This is a genomic window from Streptomyces calvus, from assembly GCF_006782915.1.
Lineage (GTDB): Bacteria > Actinomycetota > Actinomycetes > Streptomycetales > Streptomycetaceae > Streptomyces > Streptomyces calvus.
In genome coordinates this window covers 57,255-73,864 of record NZ_VCNP01000035.1, presented here as the reverse complement: position 1 = coordinate 73,864, position 16,610 = coordinate 57,255, and the positions used below count along the sequence as shown (strand labels likewise).

Annotated in this window: 15 protein-coding genes; 10 read left to right on the top strand and 5 right to left on the bottom strand. The window is 73.6% G+C overall.

The window, feature by feature from the left end; genetic code table 11:
• Positions 1-317: 317 nt before the first annotated feature.
• Complete coding sequence (locus FGW31_RS15920) at positions 318-1,064, bottom strand: SLATT domain-containing protein (protein WP_142194072.1); 747 nt, start codon at positions 1,062-1,064, stop codon at positions 318-320.
• Positions 1,065-1,441: 377 nt separating this feature from the next.
• Between FGW31_RS15920 and FGW31_RS15915 the strand changes: the two genes are divergently transcribed.
• The 3 genes from FGW31_RS15915 (at position 1,442) to FGW31_RS15905 (ending at position 3,103) form a co-directional block, all read left to right on the top strand.
• Positions 1,442-1,783 (top strand): YbaB/EbfC family nucleoid-associated protein, encoded by a 342-nt coding sequence (locus FGW31_RS15915; protein ID WP_142194071.1) that lies wholly within the window; start codon positions 1,442-1,444, stop codon positions 1,781-1,783.
• Between the two features lie 68 nt (positions 1,784-1,851).
• A complete protein-coding gene (gene recR / locus FGW31_RS15910) occupies positions 1,852-2,451 on the top strand; it encodes a recombination mediator RecR (RefSeq protein WP_142194070.1) in 600 nt (199 codons plus the stop codon).
• Entirely contained in the window at positions 2,444-3,103 is a 660-nt protein-coding gene (locus FGW31_RS15905; RefSeq protein WP_142194069.1) for a DUF5063 domain-containing protein, read from the top strand. The genes recR and FGW31_RS15905 overlap by 8 nt, the downstream gene beginning before the upstream one ends.
• Positions 3,104-3,182: 79 nt before the next feature.
• Here FGW31_RS15905 and FGW31_RS15900 read toward each other — a convergent pair whose 3' ends face one another.
• Positions 3,183-3,767, bottom strand: coding sequence for a M23 family metallopeptidase (locus FGW31_RS15900; RefSeq protein ID WP_233452495.1), 585 nt, complete (start codon positions 3,765-3,767; stop codon positions 3,183-3,185).
• A gap of 316 nt (positions 3,768-4,083) precedes the next feature.
• Between FGW31_RS15900 and FGW31_RS15895 the strand changes: the two genes are divergently transcribed.
• The 4 genes from FGW31_RS15895 (at position 4,084) to FGW31_RS15880 (ending at position 9,179) form a co-directional block, all read left to right on the top strand.
• Positions 4,084-5,361 carry an aspartate kinase gene (locus FGW31_RS15895; protein ID WP_142194068.1) on the top strand — a complete coding sequence of 426 codons (1,278 nt, stop codon included), beginning with the start codon at positions 4,084-4,086 and terminating at the stop codon, positions 5,359-5,361.
• Positions 5,361-6,443: an aspartate-semialdehyde dehydrogenase gene (locus tag FGW31_RS15890; RefSeq protein ID WP_142194067.1), complete on the top strand. Its 1,083-nt coding sequence runs from the start codon at positions 5,361-5,363 to the stop codon at positions 6,441-6,443. The genes FGW31_RS15895 and FGW31_RS15890 overlap by 1 nt, the downstream gene beginning before the upstream one ends.
• 535 nt (positions 6,444-6,978) lie before the next feature.
• Complete coding sequence (locus FGW31_RS15885) at positions 6,979-7,575, top strand: SigE family RNA polymerase sigma factor (RefSeq protein ID WP_182675249.1); 597 nt, start codon at positions 6,979-6,981, stop codon at positions 7,573-7,575.
• Between the two features lie 557 nt (positions 7,576-8,132).
• A complete protein-coding gene (locus FGW31_RS15880; protein WP_142194066.1) occupies positions 8,133-9,179 on the top strand; it encodes a hypothetical protein in 1,047 nt (348 codons plus the stop codon).
• Positions 9,180-9,300: 121 nt separating this feature from the next.
• Here the strand turns inward: FGW31_RS15880 and FGW31_RS15875 are convergent, their stop codons facing one another.
• Positions 9,301-10,143: an SURF1 family protein gene (locus FGW31_RS15875; RefSeq protein ID WP_142194065.1), complete on the bottom strand. Its 843-nt coding sequence runs from the start codon at positions 10,141-10,143 to the stop codon at positions 9,301-9,303.
• 259 nt (positions 10,144-10,402) lie between these two features.
• Here FGW31_RS15875 and FGW31_RS15870 point away from each other — a divergent pair, with 259 nt between their 5' ends.
• Positions 10,403-12,232: a S9 family peptidase gene (locus FGW31_RS15870; RefSeq protein WP_142194064.1), complete on the top strand. Its 1,830-nt coding sequence runs from the start codon at positions 10,403-10,405 to the stop codon at positions 12,230-12,232.
• A 184-nt stretch (positions 12,233-12,416) separates the two neighbouring features.
• Here the strand turns inward: FGW31_RS15870 and FGW31_RS15865 are convergent, their stop codons facing one another.
• Positions 12,417-14,321 carry an NAD-binding protein gene (locus FGW31_RS15865; RefSeq protein WP_142194180.1) on the bottom strand — a complete coding sequence of 635 codons (1,905 nt, stop codon included), beginning with the start codon at positions 14,319-14,321 and terminating at the stop codon, positions 12,417-12,419.
• Between the two features lie 263 nt (positions 14,322-14,584).
• Between FGW31_RS15865 and FGW31_RS15860 the strand changes: the two genes are divergently transcribed.
• Both FGW31_RS15860 and FGW31_RS15855 read left to right on the top strand, forming a co-directional pair.
• Positions 14,585-15,550, top strand: coding sequence for a permease (locus tag FGW31_RS15860; RefSeq protein ID WP_233452498.1), 966 nt, complete (start codon positions 14,585-14,587; stop codon positions 15,548-15,550).
• Positions 15,547-16,257: a TIGR03943 family putative permease subunit gene (locus tag FGW31_RS15855; protein WP_233452494.1), complete on the top strand. Its 711-nt coding sequence runs from the start codon at positions 15,547-15,549 to the stop codon at positions 16,255-16,257. The genes FGW31_RS15860 and FGW31_RS15855 overlap by 4 nt, the downstream gene beginning before the upstream one ends.
• Here the strand turns inward: FGW31_RS15855 and FGW31_RS15850 are convergent.
• Positions 16,254-16,541 carry a zinc-ribbon domain-containing protein gene (locus FGW31_RS15850; RefSeq protein ID WP_142194063.1) on the bottom strand — a complete coding sequence of 96 codons (288 nt, stop codon included), beginning with the start codon at positions 16,539-16,541 and terminating at the stop codon, positions 16,254-16,256. The genes FGW31_RS15855 and FGW31_RS15850 overlap by 4 nt on opposite strands.
• Positions 16,542-16,610: the final 69 nt, after the last annotated feature.

The window sequence follows — 16,610 nt, the reverse complement described above, 5'->3', positions numbered from 1 at the left end:
AGGCCCCGGTGGGCGGGACCGGCCGTTACGCGCGGCCCCGCGGGACCGGCTGTCACCCGCGAGTCACCGCGGCTTCGCCGGGCGGGAGCGGCTGTCATGGGCGGTGCCCCGGCGGGCGGGACCGGCTGTTACGCGCGGCTCACCACGGCTTGGGTGGGCGGGACCGGCTGTCATGGGCGGTGCCCCGGCGGGCGGGACCGGCTGTTACGCGCGGCTCACCGCGGCCCCGGTGGGCGGGACCGGCCGTTACACGCGGCCCCGCGGGACCGGCCGCTACGCGCGGCCCCGGTGGGCGGGACCGGCGGTGGCGTGTCGGGTCACCGTGGCTCCGGTGGGCGCTGGCGCGGCATGTTCGGGCGGGCCGGTCCCGGCGGGGTGGGGAAGCGGCCGTGCGGCAGTGCGCCCTCGGCACGCCCGGCGCCCGCCATCGCCGTGTGCACACCCAGCGGCGCGCCCCCGCTGCGGAACTCCACCATCCAGTCGGCCGTCTCGACCCGCACCAGTTCCGTCACGTCCTCGGAGAACCGCCGCAGCACCGTCAGGCACCGCTCGGCCGCCTCGCTCGCCGTGCCCTCCGCCGGGCCCAGCACCTCGCGCACGCACTCCGAGGCCCAGTCGAACTGGAACGCCTGGAGCCGCCGGTGCACGGCCTGCGCCGTCGCCATGTCCCGCATCCAGCCGGACGTCAGCCCGAAGAACCGGTCACCGGCCACACAGGCCGCCGCGAGCAGCAGCGCCAGATACCCCCACGGCGTCGCCCCGTCGGCCAGCCCGGTCAGATCGACCAGCGGCAGCGCCGCCCCGGTCAGCACGCCCACGGCCGCCCCGGTCCGCAGCGCCCACGCGCAGCGCCGCTTCCACATCCGGTCCGCGAGGTACCAGGCGGCCGTGTCCAGAGCGCCCCGCTCCACCCACCGGTACAACTCGTCCAGCCGGACCGCCGGCTCGCCCCAGTCCCCGAGCGGGAACTCCCGCCCGGCCGGATCGCCCGGCCGCAGCCCGGCCGCCCCCTCGCCCCGCCCGTCCTGAGGCCGACCCTCGGGCTGCATCTCCGGCTGACCCACCCGGTATCTCCCTACTGAACTGACCCCTGCTGTTCCCGGCGACTGTCCGTGCGTGAAGTGTGACGCCGCGTACCCGGCGCCGGACCCCTTCCTACCGCCCAATGGGTGGCGGCGTCGGGGGTTCGCGCTCTTTTTCGCCCGAAAAGTGGCGCTGATCAGGTATAGGGCCTTCACCGTGACTCACTCGAAAGAGTGCCGGGGCGACGGCTGCCCCGACCACGTAGGCTCGTGCCGAACGGGAAACCCGGACCGACGGACCCGACGGACCCGACGGACCCGACGGACCCGACGGACCCGACGGACCCGACGGACCCGCAGGCCCCGACGGGCGCGCGGACCGGCGGGCCCACGGAACGACCGACCAAGGAGCTTGATTCGTGATCCCCGGTGGTGGCCAGCCCAACATGCAGCAACTGCTCCAGCAGGCCCAGAAGATGCAGCAGGACCTGGCCAGGGCGCAGGAGGAACTGGCGCGCACGGAGGTCGAGGGCCAGGCGGGCGGCGGACTGGTGAAGGCCACCGTCACCGGCTCCGGCGAACTGCGCGCCCTGCGGATCGACCCGAAGGCGGTCGACCCGGAGGACACCGAGACCCTCGCCGACCTGGTCGTCGCGGCGGTCCAGGCGGCCAACGAGAACGCCCAGGCGCTCCAGCAGCAGAAGCTCGGCCCGCTGGCCCAGGGGCTGGGCGGCGGCGGCATCCCCGGCCTGCCTTTCTGACCTTTCTCTCAGGGGCCGCGGCCCCGTACCGTACGTACTGAAGGAACACCGGGAAGGACGGCAGTCCGTTGTACGAAGGCGTGGTCCAGGACCTCATCGACGAGCTGGGGCGGCTGCCCGGCGTCGGTCCCAAGAGCGCGCAGCGGATCGCCTTCCACATCCTTCAGGCGGAACCGGCGGACGTACGCCGCCTCGCGCACGCGCTGATGGAGGTCAAGGCGAAGGTCCGCTTCTGTGCGACGTGCGGCAACGTCGCGCAGGAGGAGCAGTGCGGCATCTGCCGCGACGCCCGCCGCGACCCCGCGGTCATCTGCGTCGTGGAGGAGCCCAAGGACGTCGTGGCCATCGAGCGCACCCGGGAGTTCCGGGGCCGCTACCACGTGCTGGGCGGCGCGATCAGCCCGATCGACGGCGTCGGCCCCGACGACCTGCGCATCAGGGAACTGCTGGCCCGGCTCGCCGACGGCACGGTCACCGAGCTGATCCTGGCCACGGACCCGAATCTCGAAGGCGAGGCCACGGCGACGTACCTCGCCCGCATGATCAAGCCCATGGGACTCAAGGTCACCCGCCTGGCCAGTGGCCTCCCGGTGGGCGGCGATCTGGAATACGCGGACGAGGTCACCCTCGGCCGCGCCTTCGAGGGGAGACGACTCCTAGATGTCTGACGCCACGCTGCACGCGACCGACCGGAACCCCGACGACTTCGCGGTCCAGATCGCGGATCAGATCGAGAGCTTCCTGGTCGCCGTCACGGAGGTCGCCAAGGGTGACGAGCCGGACTCGGCGGTCCCCTTCCTCCTCCTGGAGGTCTCCCAGCTGCTGCTGGCCGGCGGCCGGCTGGGCGCCCACGAGGACATCGTGCCCGACGAGCGCTACGAGCCCGACCCGGGCCCGGAGGCCGACGTCGACCAGCTGCGCGAGAACCTCGCCCGGCTGCTCGAACCGGTCGACGTCTACTCCGAGGTCTTCGACCCCTACGAGCCGCGCAAGGCGCCCGTGCCGGCCCGGATCTCCGACGACCTCACCGACGTCATCACCGACCTCCGCCACGGCATGGTCCACTACCGCGCCGGCCGCACCTCGGAGGCGCTGTGGTGGTGGCAGTTCTCCTACTTCTCCAACTGGGGCTCCACGGCGTCGGCCACCCTGCGCGCCCTGCAGTCGGTCGTCGCGCACGTCCGGCTGAACCAGCCGCTGGCCGAGCTGGACGGCCTCGACACCGACCAGGGCATGGGCGACGACACCTTGGAGTTCGAGGCCGGCAAGGTCATGGCGGAGGAGATCGGGGAGCCGCTCGGCATCCGCCGGGCCCACTGAGCCCTCGCGGCCGTCCGTGCGCGCCCGCTCCCGGCCGTGGGAGCGGGCGCGCACGCGTGTGTCAGGCGTGCGCCGGGTGTCAGGCGTACGCGTTGACGCTGACCGGCCAGGACCCGGTGGGCGGCGTCCAGCCCTGAAGCGTCGCGGGGATGCCGACCCGGCTGTTGCAGTCGATCACCTGGAAGTGCAGGTGCGGCCCGGTCGACGCGCCCGTGCTGCCCGACCAGCCGACGACCCGGCCCTGCGGGACCCAGGTGCCGGGGTTGTAGAGCGCGCGGTTCAGGTGCGCGTAGTGGGTGCACTGGCCGTTGGAGTGCCGGATGATCACCTCGATGCCGTTCTGCCAGTACGGGGACCAGCCGGAGACGATGATCGTGCCGCCCTGTGCGGCGGACACCTCGTAGTTCGCGGGGAGGCCGAAGTCCCAGGCGTACTCGTTGTAGGGGCCGGTGTGCGAGTAGGTGCCCTCCGGGCCCTGGGTGACCTGGTAGGCCTCGCCGGCCGGGTAGGGGAGTTCGTAGTAGTAGTCGGCTGCGGCGGCCGGGGAGGCGCCGGAGAGCACCATGCCGGCGGCGGCCGCCAGGGCACAGGCCGCCGCGGCGAGCCGTCGCCGGGCCGCTGTTGTCGCGGCGGGCCCTCGCCGGACTGCTGTCGATCTGCGCACGGGGCAACACCTCTCTCGGGGGGCGGGGGTGGCGATGGCATGTTCATGCGCATCGCGGGGCCGTGGCGAGCGGAGTGCCGCAACAGGCAGGCGGGGGTTGGCGGACCGGTCGGCGGAGGACTCCCGGGAATGTGACACGGGTCGCTTTTCCGAGTGCCTGGCGCCTGGATGGGCATGAGCCCCAGCGCGAGCGACCGGATCTCACCATGCGATATCACCAAGGGGATTTTCGGACGGTCGATAGACTGACAGCCGACCACGCCCTGCACACATGTGTACGGACCGTGGAAAACGACGGACTGAGCGAGGAGCGCACGTGGGCCTTGTCGTGCAGAAGTACGGAGGCTCCTCCGTAGCCGATGCCGAAGGCATCAAGCGCGTCGCCAAGCGGATCGTGGAAGCCAAGAAGAACGGCCACCAGGTGGTCGCCGTGGTTTCCGCGATGGGCGACACGACGGACGAGCTGATCGATCTCGCCGAGCAGGTTTCCCCGATCCCTGCCGGGCGCGAGCTCGACATGCTGCTGACCGCCGGAGAGCGGATCTCCATGGCCCTGCTGGCCATGGCGATCAAGAACCTGGGCCACAACGCCCAGAGCTTCACCGGCAGCCAGGCAGGTGTCATCACCGACTCGGTCCACAACAAAGCCCGCATCATCGATGTCACGCCGGGCCGGATCAAGGCCTCGGTGGACGAGGGCAACATCGCCATCGTCGCCGGTTTCCAGGGCGTCAGCCAGGACACCAAGGACATCACCACGCTCGGCCGCGGCGGCTCCGACACCACCGCCGTCGCCCTCGCCGCCGCGCTCGACGCCGAGGTGTGCGAGATCTACACGGACGTCGACGGTGTGTTCACCGCCGACCCGCGCGTGGTGAAGAAGGCCCGGAAGATCGACTGGATCGCGTTCGAGGACATGCTCGAACTGGCGGCCTCCGGGTCCAAGGTGCTGCTCCACCGCTGCGTGGAGTACGCCCGCCGGTACAACATCCCGATCCACGTCCGCTCGTCCTTCAGCGGACTCCAGGGCACGTGGGTCAGCAGCGAGCCGATGAAGCAAGGGGACAAGCAGGTGGAGCAGGCTCTCATCTCCGGTGTCGCGCACGACACCTCCGAGGCCAAGGTCACGGTCGTCGGAGTGCCGGACAAGCCCGGCGAGGCCGCCGCGATCTTCCGCACGATCGCCGATGCCGAGATCAACATCGACATGGTCGTGCAGAACGTGTCCGCCGCCTCCACGGGCCTGACCGACATCTCCTTCACGCTGCCGAAGACCGAGGGCCGCAAGGCCATCGACGCCCTGGAGAAGAACAAGGGCGCCATCGGCTTCGACTCCCTGCGCTACGACGACCAGATCGGCAAGATCTCGCTGGTCGGCGCCGGTATGAAGACCAACCCGGGCGTCACCGCCGACTTCTTCACCGCGCTCAGCGACGCCGGCGTGAACATCGAGCTGATCTCGACCTCCGAGATCCGCATCTCGGTCGTCACCCGCAAGGACGACGTCCCGGAGGCCGTGCGCGCCGTGCACTCCGCCTTCGGTCTCGACTCCGACAGCGACGAGGCCGTCGTCTACGGAGGCACCGGCCGCTGATGGCCCACACCGCACGGCCCGCAGAGGCCGGACGGACGGGACGGCCGACGCTCGCGGTCGTGGGCGCGACCGGTGCCGTCGGCACGGTCATGCTCCAGATCCTGTCCCAGCGGGCGGACGTCTGGGGCGAGATCCGACTGATCGCCTCCCCGCGCTCGGCCGGCCGCAAGCTGGCCGTGCGCGGTGAGGAGACCGAGGTCGTCGCGCTCACCGAGGAAGCCTTCGACGGGGTCGACATCGCCCTGTTCGACGTCCCCGACGAGGTCGCCGAGCGGTGGGCGCCGCTCGCCGCCGCGCGCGGCGCGGTGGTGGTCGACAACTCCGGCGCCTTCCGCATGGACCCGGACGTGCCGCTCGTCGTTCCCGAGGTCAACCCGCACGCCGTGCGGACGCGCCCGCGCGGGATCGTCGCCAACCCGAACTGCACCACCCTGTCGATGATCGTCGCGCTGGGTGCGCTGCACGCCGAGTTCGGCCTGCGCGAGCTGGTCGTCTCCTCGTACCAGGCGGTCAGCGGCGCCGGGCACGCGGGCGTGCGCACCCTGCGCGAGCAGCTGTCGCTGGTCGCCGGTACGGAACTGGGGACCAGCCCCGGTGACGTACGGCGGGCCGTCGGCGACAACACCGGGCCGTTCCCGGAGCCGGTCGCGCTGAACGTCGTGCCGTGGGCCGGGTCGCTGCGCGAGGACGGCTGGTCCTCGGAGGAGATGAAGGTCCGGGACGAGTCCCGCAAGATCCTGGGCCTGCCCGCGCTGCCCGTGGCGGTCACCTGCGTCCGCGTCCCCGTGGTCACCACGCACTCCCTCACCGTGCACGCCCGCTTCGAGGGCGAGGTCACCGTCGACAAGGCGCGCGAGATCCTCGCCACCGCCCCCGGTGTGGTGCTGTTCGACAATCCGGCCGCGGGCGAGTTCCCCACCCCGGCCGACGTGGTCGGCACCGACCCGACGTGGGTCGGACGGGTACGGCGGGCCCTGGACGACCCCACGGCCCTGGAGCTCTTCGTGTGCGGGGACAACCTGCGCAAGGGCGCGGCCCTCAACACCGCGCAGATCGCCGAACTGCTCGTGGCCGAGCGCTGAAAAGTTCTGGATCACGAAGGAATCATTTGTAGGATCTGTGGAGGAGTCGTGATTCCGTTCCTCCGGGCGCGCTCGAACGTGCCGACCGGGCAACCGAGGCTTGAACGTGCCGGTCCGGCAGCTGAGGATGGCACGGGCGCGGGCACGACAACGAGCACAGCACGAGCACGGCACGAGGATTCACCTCCCCGCCCCCCGCAACCAAGCGGGGGGCGGGGAGCGTCTTTGCGGTCACCCTTTGGGGGCGCGGGGACGATGCCTTCCGGGCGTGGGGACGCCTGGAGCCGGGCGTGGGGACGCCCGTTCACATGGGACACAGGGGAAGAGCGGGACGCATGAAGGCATACGAGGTGCTGCCGGCGGTGCTGCCTGACGCGGGCGGGCGGCCGGTCGCACCGGCCGCCGCAGAAGTGACGCCCGGCACGTACAACCCTTACCGGGGGAAGCGTGTCCAACTGGCGTGGCTGAGGTACTCGACTTCACAGCGCCGCGTGGCCCGGCCCTCCGGCCGCCCCGCCAGGCACTCCGACCCCGCATGCCCGGCGCGTCCGGCGGCATGCCGGTGATCGCGCCCATGCCCGCAGCGCGCCCCGCCCGCATTCCCGGTCAGCGTGACGGCGCCGACGACCTCGTGGCGGCCGGCACCACGGTCGACCACCTCACCGAGACCTACCGCGCGCACTACCGCTCGCTGCTGGGCCTCGCGGCGCTCCTCCTCGACGACACCGCCTCCTGCGAGGACGTCGTCCAGGAGGCGTTCATCCGAGTCCACTCGGCCCGCAAACGCGTCCGCGACCCCGAGAAGACCCTGGCGTACCTGCGTCAGACGGTCGTCAACCTCTCGCGCTCCGCGCTGCGCCGCCGCATCCTCGGCCTCAAGCTGCTCTCCAAGCCCATGCCCGACATGGCGAGCGCGGAGGAGGGCGCCTACGACCAGCTGGAGCGGGACTCCCTCATCCAGGCGATGAAAGGGCTCCAGCGCCGGCAGCGCGAGGTGCTGGTGCTGCGCTACTTCGCGGACATGACCGAGGCCCAGGTCGCCGAGACGCTCGGCATCTCGCTGGGCTCGGTGAAGGCGTACGGCTCACGCGGGATCGCGGCGCTGCGCCTGGCCATGGAGGCCCCGGCATGAGCGACGGCAACGACGCGCGGCGCGAGGAGCGCGAGCCGCAGGGCCCGCGCTCCCCGGACGCCGCGCGGGAGCCCGGCGGCGGGGCGATGGCCTCGCCTGCGCCGAGTTCCGAGCCGGAGAACGGGGGCTCGTCCGCGTCGGGTTCCGGGAACGGGGGCTCGTCCGCGTCGGGTTCCGGGAACGGGGGCTCGTCCGCGTCGGGCTTCGAGCCGGGGAACGAGGGCTCGTCCGCGTCGGGTTCCGAGTACGGGGGCCCATCCGCGCCGGGCTTCGAGCCGGAGAGCGGGGCCTCACCTGCGCCGGGGCCCGCGCGGGAGGGCGGGACCGCGTCCGCGCCGGGAGAGGCGGCGGGGGCCACGGACGGGCCCGGGACGGAGTCCGCGCACGACGGGGCCTCGCCCGCGCCCGGATCCCGGGGCGCGTCCGCCGCCGGGTCGGGGGACGAGCCCGAGGGACCGGCACGGCCGTACGGCACGGGGCCGCACGGCACGCGGCTGCACGCGCTCGTGACGCCGCGCGAGCAGGAGCCGAAGCACACGCACGCTGGGAACGGAACTGTGAACCACGGCCTGGACGAACAGAGCCCCGACGGGCTCGACCCGGACGAGCTGGAACTGCGCACCCTGCTGCATCAGGCGGTGCGCGAGGTGGAACCGAGCGACGGCACCCTGGACTACCTGCGCAGAGCCGTCCCCGCCCGCCGCGCGCGCAAGCGCCAGGCGCTCGTCGGCGCGGCCGCCGCCGCGCTCTTCCTCGGCACCGCCGTGCCCGCCCTGGTCCACGTCTCCTCCACCGGCGGCCCCGACGCCAACCCGTCCGCCGTCGGCCACGCCTCGCAGGCCCAGGGCGGCACCGGCTCGGGCAAGGGCACCGACGGCGGCGAGAGCACCACGGGCGGCCCCTCCGACGAGGTCGAGGGCAGCGGCAAGGGCGACAAGAAGGACAAGGACAAGGAGGAGGGCGCAAGCACCTCTTCCGGCTCGGGGACGACCGAGGGCGCCGGCCCCTCGGCCGGCACCGCGTCCGGCGTACCCGCCTGCACCGCCGCCGAGCTGGGCCCGGCGGCCGCGAGCACCGCCGCCCCCGACTCCACGGGCGCGGTCTACGGCTCCTTCCGCGTCACCAACGTCTCCGGCGCGAGCTGTACCGTCGACGGCCCGGGTGTCGTCGGCGCGACCCCGCAGGGCGCCGCCGATCCCGCCGCGGTGGGATCGATGCGGCACGTGGCGGGCGACGCGGCGGCCGGGCTGCCCGACCCGTCCCTGGAAGCGGCGCAACTGGTCCTCAAGCCGGGCGCGGCCTACGAGGTGCGGTTCGCCTGGGTGCCCTCCCAGCCCTGTCCCGCCCCGGGCGAGGAGACGGGCGGCGGCACCGGAGGCCCCTCGTCCGACCCGTCCCCCAGCGACCCCCCGACCACCACGAGCGGTACCTCCACCGGCACGGACAGCGGTACGACAACCCAGCTGGTCAGGGAGGACGGCACCACCGACGGCAGCGTGGCGGTGACGTACACGGCGTCCACGGGGTCGAGCTCGGCCACGACCACGGTGAGCAACGCCTGCACGGGCACGGTCTACTGGACGGGACTGCTGACGGCGATGTGACGGACCGCCCGCCGGTCGCCTCTCCGGCGTTCGGACCTCCGGGGGGACCGCCCGCCGGTCGCCTCTCCGGCGCTCGGACCCCCGGGCGAAGTCGACGTTCGGGCCCGCAGCGGCTCGACGTTCAGACCCCGGAAGGGCTCGACGGCTTCGTCTCGCGCCGCTCGTGCTGTTCCTGCCGTTCCCGCTCGGGCCGTTCCCGCTCCTCCTCGGGGAGCAGCCCCAGCTCCGCGTCGCGGGCGAACTCCAGCTCGCGGCGCAGCAGCCGGAACCACATGAAGACCACGAAGCCCACGAAGGCGAACCACTCGGCGGTGTAGCCCAGGTTCTGGAACGCCTTCAGGTCGAGCCCCGTGCCGCCGGGCGCGGTCGCCGGCACCGCCTTCATCCCCGCGTCCCCGCGGTTGAGCGTGACCCACGCGTCGTGGACGTCGTACGGCACCAGGTTGACCAGTGACGCCGCGCTGATCGCGGCCGTCTGGCCGGCCGGCAGGCCGCCGCGGGCGCTGACGCCGTTGTTGCCCGGGGTCTCGGACGCCTGGAGCGCGCCGGTGACGGTGACCTCGCCGGTGGGCGCCGCGGGCACCTCCGCCGGGTCGGGGTCGCCGGGCAGCCAGCCCCTCACGACGGGGAGCGCCCGGCCGCCGTCGGTGCGCAGCAGGGTCAGCACGTAGTAGCCGTCCTTGCCGTCCAGCTTCCGGTCGGGCACCAGGAGCTGGGTGTCGTACCGGCCGGTCGCGGTGGTCTGCTTGCCGGAGGTGGCCTTGGTCACGGGCAGCAGCTCGTCCAGCGGCCTGGCCGCCTCCCGCTTGTCGGAGGTGACCCGCGCCTCGGCGTCGCGGTGGTCGTCCACCCGGTCCTCGAACCGGCCGAGCTGCCACGACCCCATGAAGATGCAGAAGGGGATGGCGAGCAGCACGAAGACGTTGATCCCCCACCAGCGGGGCGTCAGCAGAAACCGGTACACGCCCTCAACGGTACGGGTCCGCGGCCGGTTCCCGTCCCGCGGGGTCCGCCCGCGACGGGCCGGGACGAGCAGGGACGAGCCGGGCCGACGGGGCCGGACGAGCCGGGCCGACGGGGCCGGGGCGGCCGTCGGGCGGACGGTGCGGTGGACGGCGCGGTGGACAGCGCCGTGGACGGTCCGGTGGAAGATCATGTGGAAGTTGTCCACAGGCTGGAGACCTCGGCGGCGCGATGTCCGCCGGGACGGGCAGTATGGGGCCATGACTGAGAGCAACGGGTCCGACGCGCCGGACCGGCCGGACCAGACCGAGGACATGCCCGAGTGGGAGAAGCGCTTCCGGGCGCCCCGGGTGTCCCTGCCCGACTGGGCGGAGGACGCCCCCGACCGCTCCCTGTTCGTGTCGAACGCGACGGGGACGTACGAGCTGTACGCCTGGGACCGCTCCACGGGCGAGCAGCGCCAGGTGACGGACCGGCCCAACGGCACGACGGACGGGGTGCTCTCGCCGGACGGCGAGTGGATCTGGTGGTTCGACGACAAGGACGGCGACGAGTTCGGCGTGTGGCGCCGCCAGCGCTTCACGGGCGGCGAGGACGAACTCGCCGCGCCGGGCCTGGACCCGTCCTACCCCGCCGGTCTGGCGCTCGGCCGGGACGGCCGTACGGCGGTCGTGGGCCGCTCCACGGACGAGGACGGTACGACGATCCACCTGGCCCGCACCGGTGAGGCGCCGGTGGAGCTGTACCGGCACCGCGAGTCGGCGGGCGTCGGCGACCTGTCCCACGACGGTTCGCTGATCGCCGTGGAACACACCGAGCACGGCGACGCGATGCACTCGGCGCTGCGCGTGATGCGTCCCGACGGCACCACGGTCGCCGAGCTCGACGACACCGAGGGCGGCACGCGGGAACTCGGCCTGGAGGTGCTCGGCTTCGCGCCGGTCGAGGGTGACACCCGGCTGCTCGTGGGCCACCAGCGGCGCGGGCGCTGGGAGCCCATGGTGTGGGACGTGGCGACGGGGCAGCAGACGGACCTCGCGCTGGAGCTGCCCGGCGACGTGAGCGCCGAGTGGTACCCGGACGGCTCCGCCCTGCTCATCGCGCACGGCTTCGAGGCGCGCGGCGAGCTGTTCCGCTACGACCTGGCCGAGCGCCGCCTGGTGGAGATCCCCACCCCGCGCGGCGCGGTCTCCGGCGCGACGGCCCGGCCGGACGGCAGCGTCGAGTACCTGTGGTCGTCGGCGGCGGAACCGCCGGCGGTGCGTTCCACGACGGGCGGTGTGGTGCTGGACCCGCCCGGGATGAAGTCGCCCGGCTCGGTGCCGGTGGAGGACGTGTGGGTGGAGGGCCCCGGCGGCCGGATCCACGCCCTGGTGCAGAAGCCGGCCGGCGCGACCGGCCCGCTGCCGACGGTCTTCGACATCCACGGCGGCCCCACCTGGCACGACAGCGACTCCTTCGCGGCGGGCCCGGCGGCCTGGGTCGACCACGGTTACGCGGTCGTCCGCGTCAACTACCGCGGCTCCACCGGCTACGGCCGTGCCTGGACCGACGCGCTGAAGCACCGGGTGGGTCTGATCGAGCTGGAGGACATCGCCGCGGTCCGCGAGTGGGCGATCGGCTCCGGCCTCGCCGACCCGGACCGGCTGGTCCTCACCGGCGGCTCCTGGGGCGGCTACCTCACCCTGCTCGGCCTCGGCGTCCAGCCCGACGCGTGGGCGGTGGGCATCGCGGCCGTTCCGGTCGCCGACTACGTCACGGCGTACCACGACGAGATGGAGGCGCTGAAGGCGATGGACCGCACGCTGCTCGGCGGCACGCCGGAGGAGGTTCCCGACCGCTTCGAGGCGTCCTCCCCGATCACGTACGTCGACCGCGTCAAGGCCCCGGTGTACATCTCGGCCGGCGTCAACGACCCGCGCTGCCCCATCCGCCAGATCGAGAACTACGTCAAGCGCCTGGAGTCCCGCGGCGCGGTGCACGAGGTGTACCGCTACGACGCCGGCCACGGCTCCCTCGTCGTCGACGAACGCATCAAGCAGGTACGCCTGGAACTCGACTTCGCGGAACGCCACCTGCCCAGGCCGTAGGGCCGGTCGTCCGGACCAGCCCGGCCGTGCGGCGGGTGCCGTCCGACCGGCCCGGGCACCGCGACACCGGGACGGTCCGAACGACAGGACCTGACGGCGGACGGCGGGGCCGCCGGGGCGGCACCGGTGACGGAACCGCCCACCCCGGCGGCGCCGGCGCGGGACACCGGTGCCGGCCGGGCGGTCAGCGGCTCGCGCCCGCGCCCCGGCGCCGCCCCAGCAGTTCCGCCAGGCCCCGCCGGGTGGCCGCCAGCACCACCCGGTCCTCGCCGCGCAGCACATACGTGTCGGGCAGGTCCCACACCAGCCCGGCACCGGGAGCGTCCTCCGCGCCCGCGCCCGTGTCCGCCCGCCCGGCCGTGTCCGCCCGTCCGGCCGTGTCCAGTGCCAGCACCCGCCACGCGCCGGCCCGGAACGCCTCGCCCACGGTCCGGCCCTCCAACTGCGCCAGCCCGCCCACGGACACCGCCGCGAACAGCAGCACCCGCCGTTCGACCGGGATCGCTCCCAGGATCTGCCGGCCCATCATCGCCCCGGCGAACGCGGGCGCGGCCAGATGGGACACGCTCCGGCTGCGGGTCAGGGCGCCCGGGTGCGCGGTCCGCAGCGTCCGGTAGACGGCCTTCGCGAAGTCGTCGTCGTACAGCCGCAGGACCGCCCGCAGGTCGGGACGTACGGACCGCGCGTACAGCACCGCCTCCAGGTTCGTGGTGTCCGCGCTGGTCAGGGCCAGCAGCGCGTCGGCGCGGTGAATCTTCGCGGCCTCCAGGACACCCTCCTGCGTGACGTCCCCCAGCACCACCGGCACCCGTAACCGCCGTGCCGTGGCCATGCCCCGCGCCTCCGGGTCGGCCTCGACGCACACCACCGGGATGTGCAGTTCCCGCAGTCGCGTCAGCACCCGCGTCCCGATCTTGCCGAGTCCGAGCAGCACCACGTGTCCGCTCAGCCCGCGCGGCGGCTTCCGCAGCGACGACGCCGTGCGGAACGTCCCCAGCGCCTCCAGCACCGCCGCCAGCAGCACCGGCAGCAGCAGCAACCCGACCAGTCCGGACAGCAGTTGCAGCACCTGCCGCCCGGCGGTCTCGTTGTGCGCCGGCTCGTTGATCGCGAACAGGTCGAGCAGGGTGACGTACGTGGCGTGCAGCGGATGGTCCCGGGTCACCAGGGTCAGCGCGACCGCCAGCGCGAGCACCGCCGCCACCAGCCCGGCCAGTGACCACCGCAGCCGACGCGAGAACAGCGAGGCGAACGGCGGCACCCCGCCGCGCCGGCCGGGCAACGACGGCCCCGAGTACGACACCTGCTCCAGCACGACCGTGCCGCGTCCGGTCGCCGCCGCCACCGCCGTGGCGTCGGGCAGCAGTTGGGGCCCCTGGTCGCCGCTGTCCTCCGAACCCTCCGCGCCGGCCGGGTCGTTGCTCGTCGCGGACAGCAGGGCCAGCGTGCACAGTCCCGGGTCGGCGACCTCGCCCGGCCGTGGCGGCCGGCGCTCCACGGCCCGCAGCAGCAGTCCTTCCGCGTCGACGACCTTGCTGGTGCCGACGAGCGCGGTGGCGACCAGCGCCGGCGCGGTGGTGTCCGCGTCGGACAGCACGGTCGTGGCGATGTCCGCGCCGGGCCCTCCGCGCACCGTTCCGCCGCCCGCCAACTCGGCCGCCTGGTCGAGGAGTTCCTCGATGTGCTGGCCGAGCCGCCGGTTGTAGAGGCGCAGCACCAGCCGCAGCCGGGGGTTGAGCCGGCGGGCGGTCAGGGCGGCGCGGATGTTGGTCTCGTCGTCGTCGTACACCAGCGCCAGCGCGGCGGCCCGTTCCACTCCGACCGCCGCGAGCACGGCCTCCGTCGGTTCGGCGGCCTCCACGACCCGCTCTCCGGCGGCCGAGGCCCCTTCGGGGCCGCCGTTGCCCCGGTTCACGGCGGTCACGACCCGGTCGAGGAGGGCCGCGGAGGCCGCGCGGGCCCGCCCGACGACCGGCTGCCGGACGCACCGCCCGGCCGGCGGCACGACGAGGGTCACCTGTTCGCGGTAGACACCGCGGAGTTCGGCGGCGAGCCGGTGCGCCAGGCCGTCGTCACCGCACACCACCATGTGCGTGGAGGGTTCGTCGGGCAGGGCCGGGTTCGGAAGGAGGCTCACCACAGGGGAAGAGACTGCCTCATCGTCCCGGGTGGTTCCAGACGGACCGGCCGCGTCTGAACGGCCGCTGCCCGTCGTCCGTACGGAGGGAGGGGCCCCGAGCGGCGGGCCCCTTCTCCCGCGCCCACGTCCGGAGGTGCCCCAGGCCCGTGGCCACCCGCACACGCACCCCGCGCGAAGCCGCCGCACCGCCGGACCACCACGCCGGACGGGAGGTGCCGCCCGGGGACTCCCGCCGCCTCGACCCGGCCCTGCTGTTCACGCTGGTGCTGCTCACGGCCGTGATGTTCCAGGACCCGGTGCGCGGCGCGCTCGCCTCTCCGGCGGCGCAGAGCTGGATGACGGTGTTCGTGGCGGTGGTCGTCCAGGCGCTGCCGTTCCTGGTGCTCGGCGTCCTGCTGTCGGCGGCGATCGCCGTGTTCGTCCCGCCGTCGTTCTTCGTCCGCGCCCTGCCGCGGCGTCCCGCGCTGGCCGTGCCGGTCGCCGGCGCGGCGGGCGCGGTGCTGCCGGGCTGCGAGTGCGCGTCGGTGCCGGTGGCGGGCGCGCTGGTGCGCAGGGGAGTGGCTCCGGCGGCGGCGCTGGCGTTCCTGCTGTCCGCGCCCGCGGTCAACCCGGTCGTGCTGACGGCGACGGCGGTCGCATTCCCGGACCGTCCCGGGATGGTCCTCGCCCGTTTCGTGGCGAGCCTGTTGACGGCGTGCGCGATGGGCTGGCTGTGGCAGTGCCTCGGCCGCGCCGACCGGCTGCGCCCGCCCTCCCGTCCGTCGTACGGGGCGCGGGGCGGGGGTGCGGCGTTCTGGGGTTCGGTGCGGCACGACGTGACGCACGCGGGCGGCTTCCTGGTGGTCGGCGCGACGGCGGCGGCCACACTGAAGGCGCTGGTCCCGGCGCGGTGGCTGAGCGCGGCGGCGGACCACCCGGTGCTGTCGGTGCTGGTGCTGGCGGCGCTGGCCGTCGTGCTGTCGATCTGCTCGGAGGCGGACGCGTTCGTGGCGGCGTCGCTGACGCAGTTCTCGCCGACGGCCCGGCTCGCCTTCCTGGTGGTGGGGCCCATGGTCGACCTGAAGCTGTTCGCCCTGCAGGCGGGCACCTTCGGCCGTGCCTTCGCCCTGCGCTTCGCCCCGGCGACCCTCGCCCTGGCGGTGCTCTTCTCGGCCCTGACGGGAGCGGTCCTGCTGTGACGTCCGCCCTGAGCCCGAACCGTCAGACGCAGGCCGCCCTGCTGTTCCTGCTCGGCGCGGCCGTTGTGCACGCCGGCCTGACCGATCTGCACCTGCGCTACGTCAAGGCGGGCCTGCGCCCGCTGCTCCTGCTGTCGGGCGCGGTGCTGATCGTGACGGCCGCGGCGACACTGCTGTACGAGTGGCGCCGCCCGCCCGGCGACGACGGTCACGGCGAGCCCCGTGTCGCCTGGCTCCTCGCCCTGCCCCTCTTCGCGCTGATCCTGGTGGCCCCGCCGGCCCTCGGCTCCTACAGCGCCACCCACACCGGTACGGCCCTGCAGGAGCCCTTCGGCTTCCCGGACCTGCCCGCGAACGGCCCGCTGCGCCTGGGAGTGGGGGAGTACGCGGCGCGCGCGGTGTACGACGAGGGCCGGCACCTGCGCGGCCGCACCGTCGTCATCACCGGCTTCGTGGCGCTGGACCGCGCCGGTGCCCCGTACCTGGTCCGTATGACCCTCAACTGCTGTGCCGCGGACGCCCAGCCGATAAAGATCGCCCTGTCCGGTGCGATGCCCCCGGTGCTGCGGCCGGACACCTGGCTGGAGGTCACCGGCACCTACAGCCCGCGCCGCACGAAGGACCCCGTCAACGACGGCCCGGTCCCGTACGTCGAGGTCACGCACGCCAGACCGGTGCCGGCGCCACCCGACCCGTACGAGGGCTAGGACTGGTACGGCTGCTGCGGGGAGTGCTGCCCGTGTCCCTGTGCGCCGCCGACGGCCTGCGCCTGGAGCTGTTCGGCCTGTTCACCGGTCACCTGCTGCTCGGCGCCGCAGAACGTGCACTGCGTCGAGTACTTCGTGGAGAACGGGAACAGCGGCACGAAGAACAGCGTGAACTTCGTGACCCGCTTCCTGAGCGTGTGCGCGGCCGGATTGCCGCACTGGGCGCACACCAGGGTCAGTATCGCCAGCTGGTACAGGTACCCCTTGGTACCAAAAATGATCATGTCTCGATCCTTCCCGGGGCGTGGCCCACCAACCCAACCACACCAGACCGCGGCCGGCGACGGCAATGC

Coding starts and splice junctions, on each gene's coding strand:
- FGW31_RS15905 (WP_142194069.1), top strand. CDS start 2,444: ATGTCTGACGCCACGCTGCACGCGACCGACCGGAACCCCGACGACTTC.
- FGW31_RS15890 (WP_142194067.1), top strand. CDS start 5,361: ATGGCCCACACCGCACGGCCCGCAGAGGCCGGACGGACGGGACGGCCG.
- FGW31_RS15885 (WP_182675249.1), top strand. CDS start 6,979: ATGCCCGGCGCGTCCGGCGGCATGCCGGTGATCGCGCCCATGCCCGCA.
- FGW31_RS15870 (WP_142194064.1), top strand. CDS start 10,403: ATGACTGAGAGCAACGGGTCCGACGCGCCGGACCGGCCGGACCAGACC.
- FGW31_RS15865 (WP_142194180.1), bottom strand. CDS start 14,321: ATGGTGGTGTGCGGTGACGACGGCCTGGCGCACCGGCTCGCCGCCGAA.
- FGW31_RS15850 (WP_142194063.1), bottom strand. CDS start 16,541: ATGATCATTTTTGGTACCAAGGGGTACCTGTACCAGCTGGCGATACTG.